This window comes from Ramlibacter sp. MMS24-I3-19 (assembly GCF_050320135.1).
In the GTDB taxonomy this organism is placed as follows: Bacteria; Pseudomonadota; Gammaproteobacteria; order Burkholderiales; family Burkholderiaceae_C; genus Ramlibacter.
Genome location: NZ_CP190017.1, coordinates 3,659,882 through 3,679,049, shown reverse-complemented (window position 1 = coordinate 3,679,049; position 19,168 = coordinate 3,659,882). Strand labels below are relative to the sequence as shown.

General features: G+C 70.2%; 21 protein-coding genes. 10 read left to right on the top strand and 11 right to left on the bottom strand.

The features are described from left to right. Positions 1-14 precede the first annotated feature (14 nt). On the bottom strand, positions 15-1,001 hold the full coding sequence (locus tag ACPWT1_RS18245) for a Bug family tripartite tricarboxylate transporter substrate binding protein (RefSeq protein WP_427912552.1): 987 nt from the start codon (positions 999-1,001) through the stop codon (positions 15-17). Between the two features lie 196 nt (positions 1,002-1,197). Here ACPWT1_RS18245 and ACPWT1_RS18240 point away from each other — a divergent pair, with 196 nt between their 5' ends. Both ACPWT1_RS18240 and ACPWT1_RS18235 read left to right on the top strand, forming a co-directional pair. Beyond that, positions 1,198-1,587 (top strand): COG4315 family predicted lipoprotein, encoded by a 390-nt coding sequence (locus ACPWT1_RS18240; protein ID WP_427912551.1) that lies wholly within the window; start codon positions 1,198-1,200, stop codon positions 1,585-1,587. Positions 1,588-1,595: 8 nt separating this feature from the next. Next, entirely contained in the window at positions 1,596-2,255 is a 660-nt protein-coding gene (locus ACPWT1_RS18235; protein WP_427912550.1) for a cupredoxin domain-containing protein, read from the top strand. A 13-nt stretch (positions 2,256-2,268) separates the two neighbouring features. On the opposite strand, the gene ACPWT1_RS18230 is transcribed toward ACPWT1_RS18235, so the two are convergent. Next, the gene (locus ACPWT1_RS18230) at positions 2,269-3,330 is read right to left on the bottom strand and encodes an extracellular catalytic domain type 1 short-chain-length polyhydroxyalkanoate depolymerase (RefSeq protein ID WP_427912549.1); all 1,062 of its coding nucleotides are present in this window, start codon (positions 3,328-3,330) and stop codon (positions 2,269-2,271) included. Between the two features lie 164 nt (positions 3,331-3,494). Continuing rightward, positions 3,495-4,286, bottom strand: coding sequence for a dioxygenase family protein (locus ACPWT1_RS18225; RefSeq protein ID WP_427912548.1), 792 nt, complete (start codon positions 4,284-4,286; stop codon positions 3,495-3,497). 73 nt (positions 4,287-4,359) lie between these two features. On the opposite strand from ACPWT1_RS18225, the gene ACPWT1_RS18220 reads away from it, so the two are divergent. The 3 genes from ACPWT1_RS18220 (at position 4,360) to ACPWT1_RS18210 (ending at position 6,604) form a co-directional block, all read left to right on the top strand. Continuing rightward, positions 4,360-4,977, top strand: a complete 618-nt coding sequence (locus ACPWT1_RS18220; RefSeq protein WP_427912547.1) for a DedA family protein — start codon at positions 4,360-4,362, stop codon at positions 4,975-4,977. 540 nt (positions 4,978-5,517) lie between these two features. Next, complete coding sequence (locus ACPWT1_RS18215) at positions 5,518-5,952, top strand: helix-turn-helix domain-containing protein (RefSeq protein WP_427912546.1); 435 nt, start codon at positions 5,518-5,520, stop codon at positions 5,950-5,952. A gap of 46 nt (positions 5,953-5,998) precedes the next feature. Then, positions 5,999-6,604, top strand: a complete 606-nt coding sequence (locus tag ACPWT1_RS18210; RefSeq protein WP_427912545.1) for a DUF2889 domain-containing protein — start codon at positions 5,999-6,001, stop codon at positions 6,602-6,604. Here ACPWT1_RS18210 and ACPWT1_RS18205 read toward each other — a convergent pair. Continuing rightward, on the bottom strand, positions 6,564-7,220 hold the full coding sequence (locus tag ACPWT1_RS18205) for a class I SAM-dependent methyltransferase (protein ID WP_427912544.1): 657 nt from the start codon (positions 7,218-7,220) through the stop codon (positions 6,564-6,566). The two genes, ACPWT1_RS18210 and ACPWT1_RS18205, sit on opposite strands and share 41 nt — an antisense overlap. 160 nt (positions 7,221-7,380) lie before the next feature. Between ACPWT1_RS18205 and ACPWT1_RS18200 the strand changes: the two genes are divergently transcribed. Continuing rightward, a complete protein-coding gene (locus ACPWT1_RS18200) occupies positions 7,381-9,405 on the top strand; it encodes a penicillin-binding protein 1A (RefSeq protein WP_427912543.1) in 2,025 nt (674 codons plus the stop codon). A gap of 4 nt (positions 9,406-9,409) precedes the next feature. Here the strand turns inward: ACPWT1_RS18200 and ACPWT1_RS18195 are convergent, their stop codons facing one another. From ACPWT1_RS18195 to ACPWT1_RS18185, 3 genes are all read right to left on the bottom strand, one after another. Continuing rightward, entirely contained in the window at positions 9,410-9,694 is a 285-nt protein-coding gene (locus tag ACPWT1_RS18195) for a DUF4389 domain-containing protein (protein ID WP_427912542.1), read from the bottom strand. Positions 9,695-9,787: 93 nt separating this feature from the next. Then, entirely contained in the window at positions 9,788-11,029 is a 1,242-nt protein-coding gene (locus ACPWT1_RS18190; protein ID WP_427912541.1) for a hypothetical protein, read from the bottom strand. Between the two features lie 629 nt (positions 11,030-11,658). Further along, the gene (locus ACPWT1_RS18185; RefSeq protein WP_427912540.1) at positions 11,659-12,996 is read right to left on the bottom strand and encodes a WD40/YVTN/BNR-like repeat-containing protein; all 1,338 of its coding nucleotides are present in this window, start codon (positions 12,994-12,996) and stop codon (positions 11,659-11,661) included. A gap of 537 nt (positions 12,997-13,533) precedes the next feature. Between ACPWT1_RS18185 and ACPWT1_RS18180 the strand changes: the two genes are divergently transcribed. From ACPWT1_RS18180 to ACPWT1_RS18165, 4 genes are all read left to right on the top strand, one after another. Next, positions 13,534-14,151, top strand: coding sequence for a YidB family protein (locus ACPWT1_RS18180; RefSeq protein WP_427912539.1), 618 nt, complete (start codon positions 13,534-13,536; stop codon positions 14,149-14,151). A 150-nt stretch (positions 14,152-14,301) separates the two neighbouring features. Continuing rightward, positions 14,302-14,616: a PilZ domain-containing protein gene (locus ACPWT1_RS18175; protein ID WP_427912538.1), complete on the top strand. Its 315-nt coding sequence runs from the start codon at positions 14,302-14,304 to the stop codon at positions 14,614-14,616. A 32-nt stretch (positions 14,617-14,648) separates the two neighbouring features. Next, complete coding sequence (locus ACPWT1_RS18170) at positions 14,649-14,966, top strand: PilZ domain-containing protein (protein ID WP_427912537.1); 318 nt, start codon at positions 14,649-14,651, stop codon at positions 14,964-14,966. A gap of 35 nt (positions 14,967-15,001) precedes the next feature. After that, complete coding sequence (locus ACPWT1_RS18165; protein WP_427912536.1) at positions 15,002-15,667, top strand: hypothetical protein; 666 nt, start codon at positions 15,002-15,004, stop codon at positions 15,665-15,667. A gap of 9 nt (positions 15,668-15,676) precedes the next feature. Here ACPWT1_RS18165 and ACPWT1_RS18160 read toward each other — a convergent pair whose 3' ends face one another. The 4 genes from ACPWT1_RS18160 to ACPWT1_RS18145 all read right to left on the bottom strand — a co-directional run bounded on the left by ACPWT1_RS18160 (position 15,677) and on the right by ACPWT1_RS18145 (position 19,126). Continuing rightward, the gene (locus ACPWT1_RS18160) at positions 15,677-17,014 is read right to left on the bottom strand and encodes a DUF5666 domain-containing protein (protein WP_427912535.1); all 1,338 of its coding nucleotides are present in this window, start codon (positions 17,012-17,014) and stop codon (positions 15,677-15,679) included. Continuing rightward, positions 17,011-17,817: a DUF6502 family protein gene (locus ACPWT1_RS18155; protein ID WP_427912534.1), complete on the bottom strand. Its 807-nt coding sequence runs from the start codon at positions 17,815-17,817 to the stop codon at positions 17,011-17,013. Before ACPWT1_RS18155 ends, ACPWT1_RS18160 begins: the two co-directional genes overlap by 4 nt. A 143-nt stretch (positions 17,818-17,960) precedes the next feature. Continuing rightward, on the bottom strand, positions 17,961-18,503 hold the full coding sequence (gene thpR, locus ACPWT1_RS18150) for an RNA 2',3'-cyclic phosphodiesterase (RefSeq protein WP_427912533.1): 543 nt from the start codon (positions 18,501-18,503) through the stop codon (positions 17,961-17,963). Continuing rightward, complete coding sequence (locus ACPWT1_RS18145) at positions 18,500-19,126, bottom strand: CDP-alcohol phosphatidyltransferase family protein (protein WP_427915588.1); 627 nt, start codon at positions 19,124-19,126, stop codon at positions 18,500-18,502. Before ACPWT1_RS18145 ends, thpR begins: the two co-directional genes overlap by 4 nt. Positions 19,127-19,168 lie beyond the last annotated feature (42 nt).

Here is a 19,168-nt window from a genome sequence, read left to right as displayed (position 1 = left end):
AGGCAACTGCAACATCATTTCGCGATGCCCACGGCCTTCATGGTCGCGCCGAGTTCCTGGTCGGACTTGGCCATGAACTTCGCGAAGTCCTCGGGTCCCGCGTAGATCACGCCGAAGCCGCGGCTGGCCATGAAGTCGGTGTATTCCTTGCTCGCCGCCACCTTGCGCACGGCCGCCGCGAGCTTGTCGTGGATGTCCTTGGGCAGGCCCTTGGGCGCCACGATGCCGCGCCACGCCGCCATGGTCCAGTCGCTGCCGGTCTCGGATTTCAGGGTCGGCACCTTCGGGTACAGCGCCGAGGGCTTGTCGCTCATGATCGCCAGGCTCCTGACCTTGCCAGCGTCGATCAGCGAGCGCGCTTCCGGCAGCGACACGGGCGCGATCTCGACGCCCCCGGCCACCATGTCCTGCAGGCCTGGCGCCGCGCCGTTGCTGGGCACCCAGCCCACGGCCGCCGGATCGATCTTCTGGTCGCGCAGCAGCCCCGCGAGCGCCAGGTGCCAGATGCCGCCCTGGCCGGTGCCCGAGGCCTTGTACTTGCCCGGGCTGGCCTTGATCGCGGCCAGCAGGTCTTTGACGTTCTTGTACGGCGCATCGGCGCGCACCTGGATGCCGGCCGGATCGATGTTCACCAGCCCGATCGGCGTGTACGAGGCGCCGCTCAGCTCGGTGAGGCCCTGCCAGTGCATCATGCTGATCTCCACCGTGGCCATGCCGATGGTGTAGCCGTCGGGCGGGGCCGCGGCGATCGCCGCATGGCCCACCACGCCGCTGCCGCCGGTGCGGTTGACCACCGTGACGGGCTGGCCCAGTTCCTTCTCGAGCAGGCTGCCGACGATGCGCGCCGTGGCATCGGTGCCGCCGCCCGCGCCCCAGGGGACGATCAGCGTGACCGGCCGGCTGGGGTAGTTGGCCTGGGCGGCAGCGGGCAGGGTGGTGGTGGCGAAGGACAGGGCGGCGATGGCGGTGGCCAGCCAGGCCCGGCGGCTGCGGTGCGTCATGGACTGTGTCTCCTTGAGGCCGCGGCTCCGGCGCGGCTCATCGCAATCTAAGCGGCACGGCGGCATCGCCCCGCTAGGGCAAACCCAGTGGCCCAGCGTGAATTCCTCCGCAGTCGCGCGCCAACCATGGAATAACCCAACGGTCGCCGGCGTTGGTGCGTCACAGGCTGCATGTCGATGGCCTGAGGAGAAGCGAATGCACAAGACCTCACTGTCCCTCGCCGCCGCCGCGGTGCTGCTTGCGGCCTGCGCGTCCGGACCGATGTCCTCGTCCGCCGGCCACCCGCCGCTGGCCATGAAGGACGGCATGCTTGTCGATGGCAAGGGCATGACCGTCTACACGTTCGACAAGGACGTGGCTAACAGCGGCAAGTCGGCGTGCAACGGCGACTGCGCGGTCAAGTGGCCGCCGGTCATGGCGAAGGCGGACGACCGGCCTTCGGGCGACTACACCGTCGTCACGCGCGACGACGGCAGGCGCCAGTGGGCCTTCAAGGGCAAGCCGCTGTACACCTGGCCCGAGGACCAGGACCCGGGCGACAAGTACGGCGACAACTACAACAAGGTCTGGCACATCGTTCGCTGATGCCGGCCATGACCTTGCGACGCTCCCTCGCGGCCCTGGCCGTGGTTCTCGCGCTGCCGGTCGCGGCCGCAGCCGGCACGCTGCAGGTGTCGGTCATCGACCGCGACGGCAACCCGGTGCCCGATGCGGTGGTGGTGCTCGTGCCGCCCGCGTTCGGGCCGGTGCGCACTCCATTGCCGACGAAGCTCACGATCACCCAGGAGAAGATGCGCTTCATCCCCGCGGTCTCGCTGGTGGGCGTCGGCACGCAGGCCACCTTCGTCAACAACGATCCCTGGGAGCACCACGTGCGCGCTTCGGCCGCTGGCGTGCAGAACTTCGAGGCCGCCAGCAGCGGTGGCTTCGAGCTGCGGCTCGATGGCAAGTCCGAGGGCAAGCCCGGCAAGGCGGCCGAGGCGCGCTTCGACAAGCCCGGGCCCGTGCTGCTCGGATGCCACCTGCATGCCTCGATGCGTGGCCACGTGTACGTCAGCGACACGCCATGGGCTGCGCTCACGGGCGCCGATGGCCATGCGGCGTTCGAAGCCGTGCCTGAAGGTCCGGTGAAGGTGCGTGTGTGGCAGGCCGACCAGTTGATCGACCTGCCGCCGCAACAGCTCGTGCTGGGCGCCGCGCCTGCGAAGGCGACGATGCAGCTGAGCGTGGTGCCGCGCCGCCGGCGCGTCTGACGGGAGCCCCGGGTCAGCCGCGCCCGGGCTTCCTGTGCGCGAGGAAGAACCGCAGCATCTCCGCGGTGGCGTCGGGGCCTGCCGGGTCGGTGTAGGTGCCGCGCGCGCTGCCGCCGCTCCAGGCGTGCGGCGCGCCCTGCACCGACCAATGCTCGGCGCGGATGGTGCCGTTCGCGTCCTGCCACACGCGACGCGTGCTGGGCCTGCGGCCGGGTGCGCGCGGCGACGATTCGGTCGCAGCCTCGTTCGTGAATGGACGAACCACCTGCTCGCCATTGGCCGGGTGCACGGTGCGATCGGCGGTCCCGTGGAACACGATCGTGGGCAGCGGCTCCTCGGCCGCCGTGCGTGCGGGCGCGCCGTTCTTCATCGCCTCCAGCGCCGACGGCAGGTCGCGCGCCGCGCCGGCGGGCAGGCCCGAGTGGACGCCCACTGCGGCGAACAGGTCGGGATGCGTGCGGCCCAGGATCGCCGCCATCGCACCGCCGGCGGAAAGGCCGGCCACGTAGACGCGCGCAGGGTCGATGGCATGGCTGGCCATCAGCCTGCGCACCATCGCGGCCAGCAGTGCCGGCTCGCCGCGTTCGCGCTCCTGGTGGCTGTGCTTGAACCAGTTCCAGCAGCGCTGCGGATTGGCCTCGTGCGCCTGCGTCGGGTACAGCACGTACACGCCCTGCGTGCGCGCGGCGTCGTTCATGCGCGTGCCCGCGGCGAAATCGTCGGCGTCCTGCGTGCAGCCATGCAGCATCACCACCAGCGGCCGCGCCTCCAGGCCCGCGCCGGGCGGCACGTAGAGGCGGTAGTCGCGGCCTGCGATGCCGACGCCACCATGGCGGCCGTGCAGGAAGGCTTCGGGGGACAGGGTCTCGTTGGCAGCCGGCCGCGCGCTCGCGCGAGGCTGGCTCGCATCGGCCACTTCGCGGACTTCCACGTCGATGACGTCGTCCTCGGGGATCACGGTCTCGGGAGCGTCGCCGCGCAGTGCGGCGTGGATGCGTTCGGTGGCGTCCTGCAGGCGGCCCCCACGGGTGAGGGCGGTCGCTTCCTTCATCAGGCGCTGGAAATCTGGTCGCATCGGGTCCTTTGCATGCCGGCCCGCCGATGGGCGCCTCCGGCTTCACGGGCATCTTGGGCCCTGTCACGCGGCCCGCAAGGGCAGGTGCGGGAAACAGGATGTGTTCTGCGCATTGCTGCATGGCCGTGCGGCGGCGCGTCAGCACCGTGACAGCTTGCGGCAGTTCAGGCGATCGCCGCGTCGCCGAACACGTAGGCATCCATCGCCAGCACGCCATGCGTCATGCCGCCGTCGATGACGTGCACCGGCGCGTCGGGCGACGACGCACCGAAGGCGAAGGGCAGCGGCAGGTAGTGTTCGGCCGTGGGGTGGGCGCGCCTCGCATGGGGCGCGCTGCGAAGGTAATCGACCAGGGCCTGCTCGTCGTGCTGCGTGACCGCCTTGCGCGCCCAGTCGACGAACTGCTCGGCATACGCGCCGTCGGCGCCCGGTGCACGGAATACCTCGAACAGGTTGTGCGTGATGCTGCCGGAGCCCACGATCAGCACGCCTTCGTCCGCCAGCGGCGCCAGCGCACGGCCCAGGCGCACGGCGCCGGCGGCGTCCAGGTCACGCGGCATGGAGACCTGCACCACGGGCACGTCGGCCTGCGGATAGAGATGACGCACCGGCACCCAGGCGCCATGGTCGAGGCCGCGCTGCGGATCGGCGGCTGCCTGCCACCCTGCGGCCTGCAGCAGGTCGAGCGCGCGCTGCGCCACGTCGGGCGCACCGGGCGCGGGGTACTGGATGCGGTACAGCTCGGGCGGGAAGCCGCCGAAGTCGTGGATGGTCTCCGGCGCGGACGAGGTGGTGACGCGCACGCCGGGCGTCATCCAGTGCGGCGACAGCACCAGCACCGCGCGCGGCCGCGGCAGGGTGCGGCCCAGCCGGTTCAGTTCGGGGCCGGCCTGGTCCGGTTCGACCGCGAACATCGGCGATCCATGCGAGACGAACAGGACGGGCAGGCGGGCCATGGGGGTGCTCCTTCGAGACCTGTCACTGTAGTCCGCCGCCCGCGCCCGCGCGGCGCCGGGGACAATGCCGGCCATGATGGACAGCGTGATGGCGTTCCTGCAGTCGCTGCAGGGCGCGCCGGCCTATGCCCTGGTGTACGCCGTGCTGGCCGCCAGCGGCCTGGGGCTGCCGATCAACGAGGACATCCTGCTGATGGTGGCGGCCGCGCTCACGCTGCGCGGCGTGATGGATCCCGTGCCGCTGGTGGTCGTGGCCTGGTGCGGCGTGCTGTGCGCGGACATGCTGATCTTCCACTGGGGCCACCGCTTCGGCGCCCGGCTGCTGCAGCATCGCTGGGCCGCGCGCGTGCTGCCGCCCGCGCGCATGCTCGCGGTGCAGGCGACCATGCGCCGCTGGGGACCGGGCTACCTGTTCCTGGTGCGTTTCATGCCGGGCATGCGCACTGCGCTGCTGTTCGCGGCCGGCTCGCTCAAGATCCCGTACCGCCACCTGCTGCTCTTCGACGGTGCCGCGGGGCTGCTCGAGCTGCCGCTCCTGGTGGTCGCGGTGCGGCTGGTGGGCGGCCGCTGGCAGGACATCCTCGCGGCCGTGCAGCGCTGGCAGTCGGTACTGTGGCCCGCGGTGCTGCTGTTTGCGGCTGCCGCGGTCGTCGTGCTGTGGCTGCGCCGACGTCGCCAGCGTCTGGAGTGAAGCGTGCCTCAGGCGTCGACCGTGAGGCACGCCTGTTCGAACACGAAGTCGGCCTCGCCCCCGTCCTCGACCTGCAGCACGAAGCCCAGGCGCTCGAGATCGAGCGCCAGCCGCGCCACCTGGGCCTGCCCGGCCAGGCGCAGCTCATGCCGTCCTTCCGCGGTGACGATGCAGACCGTCCAGCCGTCACCGGTGGCCGGCGGAGGTTCGGAGGCGGCGCGGCGAATCGCCGGGGGAGGGCGTGTTCGATCGATTCACGGGACATGGGGCGGGAGACTGCGCGCCGCACGTCCTACGGTCTGTCGTCCGGCGTCCGTGTGCCGGCACGAATGCGTCCGACACCAAGACCGCCCGATGCAGCATGCGACCGTGGCGACGGGGAAGGCACAGGATGTTAATGAGAGGTTCAGGCCGTGACAGCCGACTGCAAACAGCCATGGCTGGGCTGCGGCTAAGATGCGGGCAGGAAGGAAGGTCCTGCCTGCGAGCGAAACCGGCGTCACAACGGGGTTCGCGGGCCGTTCACAGGTATACAAAGTCATGCCCAATATCGCCTCGGTGCTCAAGTCCGAAATCCAGCGCGTGGCCCGCAAGGAGCTGCGTTCGGAGACCCAGCAGTTGAAGAAGACCGTGGGCCAGTACCGCAGCCAGATCGCGCAGCTCAAGCGCCGGCTGCAGGTCCTGGAGCAGCAGGTGCGCCGGCAATCCCGTGGCGGCGGGCGCGCAGCGGCGGCTGCCGAACCGCAGGACGAGGACAGCGGCCCGTCGCTGCGCTTTTCCGCCAAGGGCCTGGCCACGCAGCGCAAGCGGCTGGGCCTGTCGGCCGCTTCGGTGGCCAAGATCCTGGGCGTCTCGGCCCTCTCGGTCTACAAGTGGGAAAGTGGCAAGACGCGGCCGCGTGCGCGCCAGCTGGAGGCCATCGCCTCGCTGCGCAAGATGGGCAAGCGCGAAGCACAGGCCCGGCTCGAAGGCTGAGGCTTCGCTCCAGCAGTCCCCGCAGTACCGCAGTACCCTTCCCCGCATGCCATTGCCCGAACCGGCGCCGCGGCGCCACCTGCACACGCGCGCCGTCACCTACGAAGGCTTCCTCCGCGACGACGGCCTCTGGGACATCGAAGGCGCGATGACCGACGTCAAGACCTACGGCTTCGAGCGCTCCGACGGCACCGACATGCCGCCCGGCCGTCCGATCCATGCGATGCGCATCCGGCTCACGGTCGACGAAACGATGACGATCCGTGCGGTTGCCACCTCGATGGACCACACGCCCTTCGGCGAATGCCAGCAGGGCAACGATCCCATGCAGCAGATGGTCGGCGCCCGGCTGGGTCCTGGCTGGCGCCAGGCGATCGAGAAGGCGCTGGGTGGCGTGCGCGGCTGCACGCACCTGCGCGAGCTGCTGTTCAACATGGCCACCGCGGCCTACCAGACCGTGTTCCCGTGGCGCGAGCAGGAAAGGCGCCTGGCCGGCGTCGCGCCTTCGCAGAACACCGAGCCGCCCTATCACCTGGGCCGCTGCATCGCGTGGGACGTGAACGGCGCGGTGGCCGCGCGCTACTACCCGCAGTTCGCGGGGCGGCCGCTGGTCAGGAAGACGACGAGGGATCCTGGTCCTTCGTCCACGTGAACACCCGCACCGGCGGGATGTTGATCCACTCCCAATGCTTGTCCGCACGGCCGAGGTACGGCGTCGCGAAGCCGGAGACATGCGCGCGCACCTGGTAGGCGACGAAGCGCCCGCCCGGACGCAGCACGCGCGAGATGGCCGCGGCGATGCGATCGGACACCTCCGGCGGCATGGTCGAGAACGGAATGCCCGACACGATCGCGTCCGGCGCCGGAAGGCGGCGCGCGGCCAGGATCTCCTCGATGCGTTCCGCACTGCCCAGCTCCAGCAGAAGCCGCGGATCGTGCAGCGACTGCGACAGGTGCTGGTGGAAATCGCGATCGAGCTCGATGGCCAGCAGGCGGGCCGCCGGCTGCATCGCCTGCAGGAAGGCGGCCGTGGTGCCGCCCGTGCCCGGCCCCAGCTCGACCACGGTGCGCGCCTGCGCGATGCCGGCGCTGCGCACCAGCCGCTGCTCGAGGCGGCGCGAGCTTGGGATCACCGATCCGACCTGGGCGGGGTTGCGCAGGAACCCTTGCAGGAAGGCGAAGCTGTCACGCAGCGGCCCGGCCGGCAGGCTGGCCGCCGACACGAAAGGGCCGCCACTGCGGCCTCCGCGGGGATCTTGGAATGCCATGGAAGGGTTGGGTTTGTGGTTGGTTGCGGCGATTGTGGTGTTGGCATGCGGGGGCCGGTGTCGGACGGCTTCGACAAGGCTGTGGTCGCGTTCCGCGCCACCATGGCGATCGGCGAGCGCCTAGAGTGACGAAGGGCGGTCCTCCGGGCCGCGAGCGAGCATGACAAACATCCTCCAGCAGTTCCTTGCCTTCCTGGCCGCCCCGTTCCGTGCGGCGTGGGCCGCCGTCCGCCGCCATCCCTGGCTGTCGGCAAGCGCGTTGCCGGCCGCCGGCCTGGTGTACGTGCTGGTGCTGCTGCCGTTCACGCCCGCCACCAGCGACCTGCGCAAGGCCAAGGTCGAGGCGCCGGCGACGCTGGTGTCCGCCGACGGCGTGGTGCTCGCCACCTACCAGCGCGTGCACCGGCAATGGGTGCCGCTGGACAAGGTGTCGCCCTCGGTCGTGCAGGCGCTGATCGCAACCGAGGACCGTCGCTTCTGGCAGCACCACGGCATCGACGTGCGGCGCACCGTGTCCTCCCTGCTGCACACGATGGCCGGCAACCGCCAGGGCGGCTCCACGATCACGCAGCAGCTGGCACGCAACCTGTACCCCGACGAGATCGGCCGCGCGCCGACGGTGCATCGCAAGATGAAGGAGGCGATCACGGCCCTGAAGATCGAGGCGGTCTACAGCAAGAAGGAGATCCTGGAGACCTACCTCAACACGGTCCCGTTCCTCTACAACGCGTTCGGCATCGAGATGGCCGCGCGCACCTATTTCGACAAATCGGCCGGCGAGCTCGACGTGCTGGAGAGCGCCACGCTGGTGGGCATGCTCAAGGGCAACAGCTACTACAACCCGGTGCTCAATCCCGAGCGGGCGCGCCAGCGCCGCAACGTGGTGCTGGCGCAGATGGCCAAGGAAGGCGTGCTCGCGCCGGCGCGCGCGAAGGCGCTCGCGGAGCGGCCGCTGCGCATCGACTTCGAGCGGCAGGAGGAGCCCGTGGGCCCGGCGCCGCACCTGGCGCTGCTGATTCGCAAATGGCTGATCGCCTGGGCCGACCGCAACGGCTTCGACGTGCACTCGGACGGCCTGGTCGTGCGCTGCACGATCAACGCCCGCCTGCAGCGCGCGGCCAACGAAGCCGTCGCGCGGCAGCTCGCGCAGCTGCAGCCGCTGGCCGACCGCCGACGCAAGGCCAACGAGGAGCGCGCGCTGCTGCAGGCCGGCTTCATGGCATTGGACCCGCGCAATGGCTACGTGCGCGCGTGGGTGGGCAGCAGCGACTTCGGCAAGGACCAGTTCGACCACGTCAGCCAGGCGCGGCGCCAGCCCGGCTCCACGTTCAAGCCGTTCGTGTACGGCGCCGCGTTCATGGACGGCATGCGGCCGGGCGACACCTTCATGGACCAGGCTGTGTCGCTGCGCGGGCCCACCGGCGAGATCTGGAGCCCGCGCGACGAGGCGCCGCCGACCAACAAGCCGATGACGCTGCGCGAGGGCCTCGCGCAATCGCGCAACCGCATCACGGCGCAGGTGATGGGCCGCGTGGGTGCGGGCAAGGTGGCCAACCTCGCGCAGGCCCTGGGCGTGCGCGACAGCCGACTCGACCTGGTGCCTTCCCTTGCGCTGGGGACCAGCCCGGTCACGTTGCGCGAGATGGTCTCGGCCTATGGCTCCATCGCCAACAGCGGGGTCTGGATGGAGCCGCTGCTGGTGCTGCGCATCGAGGACAAGACCGGCAAGACGCTGGAAGGCTTCCTGCCCGGGCGGACAGCCGTGGCCATGCCGCGGCAGGCAGCCCTGACGCTGGTGGACACGATGCGGGCCGTGGTGGACGAGGGCACCGCCACCGCGATCCGCAGCCGCTACGGCATCCAGGCCGACGTGGCCGGCAAGACCGGCACCACGCAGGACAACAGCGACGGCTGGTTCATCCTGATGCACCGGCAACTGGTGGCCGGCGCGTGGGTGGGCTTCAACGATCCGCACATCACCATGGCCGACAGCTGGGGGCCCGGCGCGCGCAGCGCACTGCCGATGGTGGGCGACTTTTTCCAGCAGGCCCTGCGTGCGCGGTGGATCGACCCGCAGGCCGAGTTCGACATCCCGCGGCCCAAGCCCAAGCCGAAGGAGGCGCCGAATCCGCTCGAGCAGATCGTCAACGACGTGCTCGGCCGGATCGGCAAGATCTTCCAGTAGGACGCTACGCGGCTGGCTGCGGCCAGTCCGCGAACGGGAACGGCAGGTCCTCGCTGTCGAACGCGAGGAAGCGCGTGACCTGGCCGAAGTAGCGGCCGAGGCTCGCGCCGAATGCCTGCACGCGCGGGGCGGGCCCGTCGGCGAAGGCGGCCAGCGCGAACTGCAGGATGGCGACGAAGCCCAGCACCCACAGGGCCACGTAGCAGGCCACGACCATCAGCAGCATGTAGAGGAAGCGGGTCCCGAGGTTGCGCTGCGGCGCGACGGGCGGTGCGAACGATTCGTCCATGGCGGTCTCCTGGAGGTCGGGGAACAGCCATCGTGCCACCGGCCCGACGCGGGGTCCACCGTCCTTCGCTTGCGGCGAAGGACGGTCAGCCGCTCAACGAATCGCGAACTGGCCGTTGTCGCCGCCGCGGTCGTACGTGCCGATGGTGAAGCGGCCGTTGCCCTGGTACGTGACCTCCACCATCTGGCCCGCGCCGCCCGTGATCGAGCCCAGCGTGCCGCCCGAGGTGCGGTTGCCCTGCGAGGTGTAGAGGCGTCCGCCGGCGCCGTCGAGTCCGTTGTCGCCCACCACGATCCAGTTGCCGTCGGAGGACAGGCTCACGCCGCGGTACCAGCGGTTCTCGCCGAGGAAGCTCCACTCGCCGGCGCCGCGCGCGCTGAGGAACACGTAGCCGGTGTGGCCGCCCGCGTCGTCGCGCGGCTCCAGGGCGGCCACCACCTCACCATCGCGCGAGACCGCGAGGCCGGACCAGTTGCTGAAGCTGAAGCGGATGGTCCAGGTCGTGCCGCCGTCGTCGCTGATCCACGGATTGCCGCCGTTGTCGATGGCGGCCATGCGCTGGCCGTCCTCGCTCATCGAGGCGTAGCTCCAGTTGTCCGTCGGAGGCGTCGGGCCGGTCACCGCGCGCCGGGTCCACGTGGCGCCGCCGTCGGTGGAGACGTACACGCCTGCGTTGGCGGCCGCCCCGACGTACTTCGATGCGACCGCGAGCAACCGCTGGCCATCCGCCGAGCTGGCGACGGAGCGCCAGTCCGTGTTCCCGGTACCCGGGACTGCGGTGAAAGTCGCACCTCCGTCGGTGGACGCGTAGATGCTGCCACCCTGCACCAGCCCGACGATTCGCTGGCCGTCCTCCGAGATGCTCACGCTGCTCCAGGGCTGCTCCGCGGTCGTGCGGGCAGTCCAGGTCGCGCCATAGTTGGTCGAGGTGTAGAGCAGGCCGCCCGCGACGACTGCGGCGAGACGGCTGCCGTCGCGGTTCATCGCGATGCCGGCCCAGCGTGCCTGCGGCGCATTGCTGGCGGACCAGGTCGCGCCACCGTCGGCGGACATGAAGATCCCGCCCGGCCTGGCGACCGCCGCGATGCGGTTGCCGCTGGCCGACGATGCGGAGGTGAACCACGGTTGCGGGGTCGGCGCCGGATCGCGTGCGGTCCACACCGTGCCGGGCACCGCGTTGCCGGGCAGGTTGGTGGTCACCACGTACTGTTCGGCGTTCTGCGCGAGGCGCCATTGCCCGCTGCCCGCGCCGGTGACGCGCACGTGGTCACCGACCTGCAGGGCGGCATTGGGCGGGAGCGTGATGACAACGGTTTCGCCCGCGTTCGGCGTCACGGTGTAGCTGACGTTCGCCGCCGCCTGTTGCGAGCCGGGGGCAGGGGGCGGCGCCGGCGTGGGGGCGGGAGTCGGCGCCGGGGCTGGCGCAGGCGTTGGTGCCGGTGTCGGTGCCGGTGTCGGTGTGGGGGCCGGCGTCGGTGCTGGCGTTGGCGCTGGCGCTGGCGCGGGTGCGGACGTTGGCGAGGGCGCAGGCGCCGGAATCGTTTCTGCCTCGGGGGCAGCTGCGGGCGCGGGGGTCGGCAACGGTGCGGGCGCCGAACCCTGGCTGATGACTTGCGATGGCGCCGGTGCCGGATCCACCGATGAACTGCCACCGCCACCGCCGCCGCATGCGGCGAGGAAGAGGGCGCCCAGTGCGGAGAGGGCAAGAGCGCGCGGCCGATGGTCGCCACGCAGGGTTTGTTGTTGGTTCATTGCAGAAAGGCGTGCTTGTGAATCCGCGCGATTGTTGGAATGCATGAGGCACGAGTGCGTACGCCATCTCAGCCATTGGCCGTAGGAAGACGTGGCTCGGCCGTGTCGGTGGCGCGCCGAGCCCGAAAGAGCCAGTCGCGATGCGCGAGGACAAAAAAAGCCGGGCCTTGCGGCCCGGCTCATCCCTCCCTGAAGGGATGCCTGTCTTGTGGTTACTTGATGCTGAAGGGGCCGCCGGAGGAGCTGGTGACGCTCCACACGTTGTTGCTCAGGTACTTCAGCGACACGTTCGCGCCCTGGCCGCCGGTGATCGAACCGGCAGTGCCGATCGAGGTGCGGTTGCCTTGCGAGGTGTACAGGAGACCTGCGGTCGGGCCGGTGAATCGGCCCGTCGCGGCGGCCATCTTGTTGCCGTCGGCCGACATGGCAACCGCGCGCCAGTCGGTGTCGGTGCCGGGCATCGTCACCGGCGTGAACGTCGCGCCGCCATCGGTGGACATCACGACTTCGCCGGTGGCTGCAGCGCCGCTGGTCGAATTGTTCGCGTTCGACACGGTCGCTGCGATGCGGGTGCCGTCTGCGGACATGGCCAGTGCGGAGTAGTCAGCGGTCAGCGAGAAGCCCTTGGTCCAGGTGGCACCCCGGTCATGCGACACGTAGATGCCAGTACCCGAGCCCCCGCCGAACTGGTTCGCGACCACCGCGATGGTCTGGCCGTCGGCCGACATCTTGACGCGGTACCAGTTCTCGAACACCGGAGCTGCCGGCGTTCCAACGGCGACGCTGATCTCGCTGAAGTGCGCACCAGAGTCCGTCGAGAGGAACACGTGCGAGTCTTCGGTGACCGCGACGATGACCGAACCGTCGGCCGAGTTGTCCACCGAACGCCAGTTGAACGTCTGGGTGGCGCCCGGCAGGGTACCGACAGAGAAGTTGGCTCCAGCGTCGTTGCTGTACGTGAGGTTGCCGCCCTGGCTCACGGCCACGATGTGCTGGCCGTCCGCGGAGATGGTGACCGATTCGAAGCTCAGGTTTGCGCCGGCGAACAGCGGGGAAGTCACCGCCGTCCACGTCGCGCCCTTGTCGACCGAGGTGAACATGCCATCACCCTGGTACTTCACGGCCACCATGCGCTCGGCGTTGGCCGACATGTCGGACGAGATCCAGGTGCCGGGAGTGCTGTTGCCAGTCGTGAAGGTCACGCCGCCATCGGTGGACGTGTACAGCAGGCCATTGATGGCTGCTCCGGCGAGCAGCGTCTGGCCACTCACATCGGAACTGATCCAGTGCCACGTGTGGGCAGCGAGATCCGCCGTCGCCGGTGCAGTCCACACTGCGCCAGGAGCCTTGTTGCCCGCGAGGTTGCTCGTGAGGATCGACTGGCCAGCGGCTTGCGCGACCGACCACTGCGTGGTGCCGGTGCCCTTGATGCTGATCGTGTCGTTCGCGGTCGCGGTAGCGGGCAGCGTGAGCTTCAGCGGCGTCGCCGTCGTGGCAGTCACGTCGTAGCTCTGGTTCACAGCCAGCTGCGTGTCGGTCACGAGCTTCACAGCCGTCGCCGGAGCAGAAGTCGGCGCCGGAGTCGGGGCGGGAGTCGGTGCCGGAGTCGGGGCCGGGCTCTGGCCAGGACCAGGAGCCGGCGCGGGGACGGGCGCCGGAACGGGCGTGTCGCCGCCGCCACCGCCACCACATGCTGTGAGCCACAGTGCGGCCAGCGCGGCCGTCACGTGAACTCGAGATCTGCTTCCCATATTCTGAGCCTCCAAGTTGCGTTGATGACGCGGTCGATACACGTCGAAGCGAATGGTCCGTTCTCCCAGCCACAGCCGCTTGCCGGTTTGGAGCGTCTCGTTGTAGGAGAACCGCTCCCCGGCAACTCTGCAAAGAACTACGTCGCGTTGTTTGCTGGCCCGGGAGGGCCATTGACTGGCTCGGCCGCGCGTAACGTGCAGTTTTGCCAAGCAATTTTTTGCAGCGGCTGGGTCCACGCCAAGCCTGCACGTCGCAGCGCTGCGCGCGACCTCTGCCTACGCGCGCCGGCTTGCACGGACGCTACCGTGTCCTTCGATTTCCAGAAGGAGTCTGCGATGGCGAATCCCTTGATCGGGCAGATCCTCGGCAGCGTGCTCGGACGCGCTGTGGGTGGCGGTGGACCGGGCGGCTCCCCGGCAGCTGGCATGGGCGCGAGCGGCGGGAGTGGGCTGCCGGGTGGCCTCGGTGGACTCGGCGCGATTCTCGGCGGCCTCGGCGGCGAGAGCGGCGGGAGCGTCGGGAGCGGCGGGAGTGCAGGCCTGCCCGGCGGCATGCGACCTGCGGGAGTGGGCAGCGGCAGCGGCCGCAACGCGATGCTCGCGCTCATGCTGCCGCTCGTGCTGCAGTGGGTGCAGCGCAATGGCGGCATCGGCAATGTCCTGCAGCGCGTCAACCAGCATGGGTATGGTGGCCACGCGGATTCGTGGCTTGGCACCGGCGCGAACGCGCCGCTGCCGCCGCAGGCGGCCCACGAGCTGCTCGGGCACGACGAGCTCGCCAACCTCTCGAGCCAGCTCGGCGTGGGCGAGGACGAGGTCGCCGACGGCTTCTCCGAGATCCTGCCCGAGGTCGTGGACCAGCTCTCGCCGCAAGGCAAGCTCCCCGACGACGCGGACCGCACCCTGGACGCGGGCCAGTCGGCGCTCGAGCACATGCTGCATGCCGCGCACTGATCCTGTGGTGCGCCTGCCGCCGCGCTGCGGTTGAAGTGCCGCGTTGCCGATCCCGACAGGTTGTTACGTCCGTCTCCTACAAGCTCAGGGATTGGGCCCCCCTACGCTGCGCTGCAAGGTGCCGTACGCGCGCCAAGGGAGACTCGAGGAATGCAGGACGTTCAGCCATGCCAGCGATCGGCCGAGAGGTTCGGGCTGGCGCTGCCGATCACGATGGAGGGCGAGGACTGCGCCTGCCACGACATCAGTGCGACCGGCGTGCTGCTGGAATCTTCGCAGGCCCAGGAGCTGGGCGCCAGGGTGGCGCTGAGCCTCCAGTACGACGTCGAGGGCGCGGCGTTCCATCTTGATTGCCGCGGGCGCGTGGTGCGCGTGGAGCGGCACGGGGACAACTTCAACATCGCGGTGCAGCTGGACGAGCCGCTGTTCCGCGACTCGGTGCCGCAGGAAGGCGGGACCGGCTGAACCAACGCCGGCGGTGCCGGCAGGAGATGAACATGCCAACGGTGGAACCCCGGGTCGTCGTGCCGCTGGGACGGCTGGAGGAAAAGCGCGGCGCCGAGCGCTTCGAGATGGAGGTCCCTCTCACCGTCGAGGGGGGCTCGGCGGGCGTGACGCGCGACGTCAGCGTCAGCGGGTTGTGCTTCACCTCGCGCGATGCCCATGCCATCGGCCAGCGCATCGAGATCACCGTCGACTACCTGTTGGACGGGCACAACTTCCCGTTGCACTGCGAAGCGATCGTGGTGCGGTGTGAAGCATGCCGCGGCGGCTTCACCGTTGGTGTTCGCCTGGCAACCGCCTTTCTGGAATAGCTGGCGGCAGCAGGACCGGGGGCGATAATGCGCCCATGGGCCTGCTCAACAAGATCTTCAAGGGACCGGACAAGGCGGCTCCGGAGTCCGAGGCAGCAGCCACCGGCACCCGCTTCGAGGAAAGCGAAGGCCACGACGATGACGACAGCATCCAGCGGGAGGCCAGCCGGCGCGAGCTGATCAAGCTCGTCCTGCGCGAGAGCATGCGCCGCCATGCAGTGCCCTCCGACTGGATCGAATGCCGCATCCTCCCGGTCGTCAACAGCCGCCGCCGCAGCGGCGTGCATCTGCAGCTGGTCGTCAAGCAGGGCCAGGCCCGCCTGCTGAACTACATCCCGCCGTTCCAGAGCAGCCTGATGGCCGAGATCGAGAAATACGATCCGCGCGCCTGGGACTGGTTGCTGAGCATCTCCTGGCAGTTCGACGGCATCACCTCCAGCAGCGGCGGCGTGATGCCTGGCGCCGCTGACTGGACGGCCAAACCCTCCGACCCCTTTGCGCCCGCCACCTCGCCGGTTCCGGCCGAGGCGCCGCCTGCGCAAGAGGAGGAGGACGATCCCGAGATCGCCGAGGACCTGCGGGCCCTGTTCGCCATCCGTGATGCGGTGCTGAAGTCCCCGCCCGACAAGCACCACGATTCCGACTTCGAAGAAACCAAGCCCACCGGCTTCACTCCGTCCGGCCCCGACCAGCTGCGCTGAGCCTGGTGCTCAGTTGAGGAATTCCACCTGGTCGGCCGCCAGCACGTCGTCGCGCACGCGTGAGCCGGTGACCAGCACCTTGCGGCCAGGTCCGAGGTCCGCCGCCGTGCCGCCGACGTAGGTGGCAGCGCTCGCATCGACGTCCTGTCCCTGCACCTTGAAGTTCGATGGCGAGCGGTAGGCGCCCACGCTGCCGCGCGCCGTGAAGCTGGTCTGCTCCGCCGGCGGCGCGCTGGCGGTCGTGGTTGGCGCGGCCTGCCGCACGCGGACGGTGGACACCTGCAGCACGCCGCCCTGCATCGTTCCCGTCGCATCGACGCGCGCTCCGTTGGCCATCGCACCGGCCAGGCTGGTGAGCCTGACGGCCGACAGATCGGCCGGCACGCCGTCGATGCGCAGCGACTGCAGGCCCTCGTAGTCGGTGACCAGCCCGCCCAGGCTCAGGCGCGTGCCGTCCCGGAGCGGCGCCGGATTCCACGGCTCGACGGCGGTTGCCGCGAGCGTGGACGCCACCGCGGCTGCTCGCACGCGCACCACCTGCCCCTCGGCCAGCCGGCTCCAGGGCCAGTCGCCGGGGAAATCGGCAGTGGCATAGCTCACGCTCTGCGTGCCGATGCGGAAGACGTGAGCGGCGCGATCGAGGTCCTGCACGTAGCCGGTGAGCACGGGGTCCTGCGCCGTTGCCAGCCGTTCGATGCGTGTCGCCTGCAGGCGGCCGCCCGCACCGGGCAGCCCGTGCACCTGCACGTTGACGCCGTTGGCGAGGCCGCTGAACGCCATCAGGCCGCCGGCATAGACCGTCGCTGGATCGGTGCTCACCTGCACGCCGAGCACCGTGAACGTGCCGCCGGCCGCGGACAGGTTGGACACCTTGCCTCGCAGGTCGGCCGCGGACGTGACCAGCGTGGCCGTGCCCTGCGTGAGGTCCGCGCTGAGGCTGCCCGTGACACGCACCGTCATGCCCAGCTTGAGCGCGCTGACGTCGCTCAGCATGGTGGTCGCGGTGCTGATGTCGTACCGCACCCCGTTCACGATGATGCTGCCGAAGCCGTCGATGGAGCCGATGCCTGCGTCGGCCGTGGCGCCCGTTCCACCCGATCCCACGCCTCCGCTGCCGCCTGACACCCCGGTCCCGCCGGAACCCACGCCGCCGGATGCCACGCCGGTGCCGCCACCGGTGATCCCGGTGCCGCCACTGCCGATGTCGCTGCCGACGGTGGTGCCGCCGCCGAGGGCGTCGCCAGACGCGCCAGGCGCATCGCCCACGCTGCCGCCACCGCAGCTGCCGAGCGCCAGCGCCGTCAGCAACACGAGCCGGCGCAGCAAGGTGCTGGCCGACAGCGTCATTCCGACGTGCCCTCCCGGTCGGCGTGGTACAGGTAGATGCCCACGCGCAACCGCTTGGTGCCTTGCGCGCCATTGCGCGTGATGGCTTCGGACAGCACCGCCACCAGCTCACGGTGCATCGCGGTCCATCGCTGGCGCATCAGCTGGTGCACCGCCTCGCAGTCGGACTCCGCCAGGCCCTCGGCGAAGACCGCGCGCTCCAGCATCAGCGGTCCTTCGCCCAGCGCATTGGAGACCGCCGCGCTCGCGTGGTCGCGCAGGTTGTCGCCGAGGAACGCCAGCGTGCTTTGCAGGTCGGCCGTGGGCACGAAGCCTTCGGACGTGAGTTCCACCTGGCTCGCATCCACCCGCACGCACATGCCCAGGCGCACCAGCTCGTCGAGGACGGCGCGATGGTGCACGTCGCCGCGACTGGCTTCGCGCGCGACATCCTCGAACGACAGGCCTTGGCCGGTGGACGCCACGGGCAGCCGCTGCAGCGACGGGTTCTGGCTGGCCAGCTGGAACCAGCGGGTGAACGTCTTGGCCGCAGCCGACAGCTCGGTGTGCGGCAGCGGGTCGGCAGGACGTCGCACGCGGGCCGTGACGTCCTTGCGATTGAGACCGGTGGTCACCGCGAGCTGGCTGATGTTGGGAGAGCCCACGCCCTGCCGTTGCCACAACCGCGTGGCCTCGTCGAGCAGCAGGTCGCGCAGCATGCTCTCGAGGTGCGGATGCTTCAGCCCCATGCCGAGGGCCAGCCGGACGAGGGGGCGCAAGACGCGCGCACATGCGGCTTGGGCCCAGGAGAGACGGTCTTGCATGGAAGGTTGGCGGAAACTTCCGTGAGATTGTTCCGCCACGTCCTGTAACCGTGCGCGTTTTTCCCAGCTGACCGGCCCCTGTGGGCCAGCGAATAGTCCGAACGGGCCCCGCTGGCCCCGGAACTGCCGAGGCAGGATTGCGTTCATGGCTCAACCTTTGCAGCCGCGTAGCGCTGCAGGATGTCGTAGCGTCCGCCGGCACTGCGAACCAGCGCGTAGCCGTCCACCGGCCAGCTTGGCATCCCATCGGCCGCGGCCGGTGGCACCGCACCGGCGGCCTTGCGCGCGAACGTCACATGGGGACGCCAGGGCCGGGCTTCGACGCCAAGCCCCAGGCGCGACAGTGCATGGGCCAGCAACGCATGCATGCGCTGCAGCATCTCGGGCATCTGCAACTCGACGACCGCGATCCCGCCCGGCCACACGCGTTGCCGGCGCGTGTCGATGCGCAGCTCGGTCCGCTCCATCGGCACGGCCAGGCCGTCCACCAGCGCGGGCAGGCGCGACGCCTCGACAGAGCCGATAAAGTGCAGGGTGATGTGCAGCTTCGATGCGTCGGCAAGCCTGGCGCCCGGCGGCCACTGCCAGCGGTCACGCAGGACCAGCAGCGCATCGCGCACCGCCGGCGGCGGCCAGAGCGCGGTGAACAGCCGCAGCGGAGGGGGCGTGCCAGGCGTGTGCGTCACAGCTTGGGAATCCGCAACGTCTTGCTGATCATCAGGCTGCCCGAGAGCACGAACAGCAGCACCAACGGATGCAGCTGCCAGGGGCCCAGCCCGATCGCGCCGCCCCACAGGTCATCGCCGAGCCGCTCCTGCCACCCGGCGAGGGCGAGCACGCCCGTGAGCAGCACGCTCGTGGGAATGGGCGTGCCCTCGAAGTAGCGCACCTTCCCGGTGTCGCCGGCCATGCTCTCGGCGGTCACGTTGTAGCGGGCGAGCCGGCTCACGCCGCAGCAGACGAAGTAGACGAGGGCGGCCACGTCCCAGCCGCCCTGCATGCCGGCCGCGAACGCCAGCGCGGCGGGCGCGACGCCGAAGGAGATCACGTCGGAGAGCGAGTCGAGCTCGCGCCCCAGCGGCGAGTGCTGGTGGCGGGCGCGCGCGATGCGGCCGTCGAGGACGTCGAAGGCCAGCGCTGCGGGCGCCAGTGCCGCCGCCGCGAAGAAGTGCGCCGGCTCGCCGCTGGCGACGAACAGCATCGCGAGGAAGACGGCGCCCACGCCGCAGGCCGCGTTGCCGAGTGTGAAGAAGTCGGCCAGGTGGAAGCCGCGCAGCATCGAGAAATGGCGGGAGGCGGTGCTCTGCATGGTGGCGTCGTCGAGGTCGTCCACCTTAACGTGTGGGCTCGC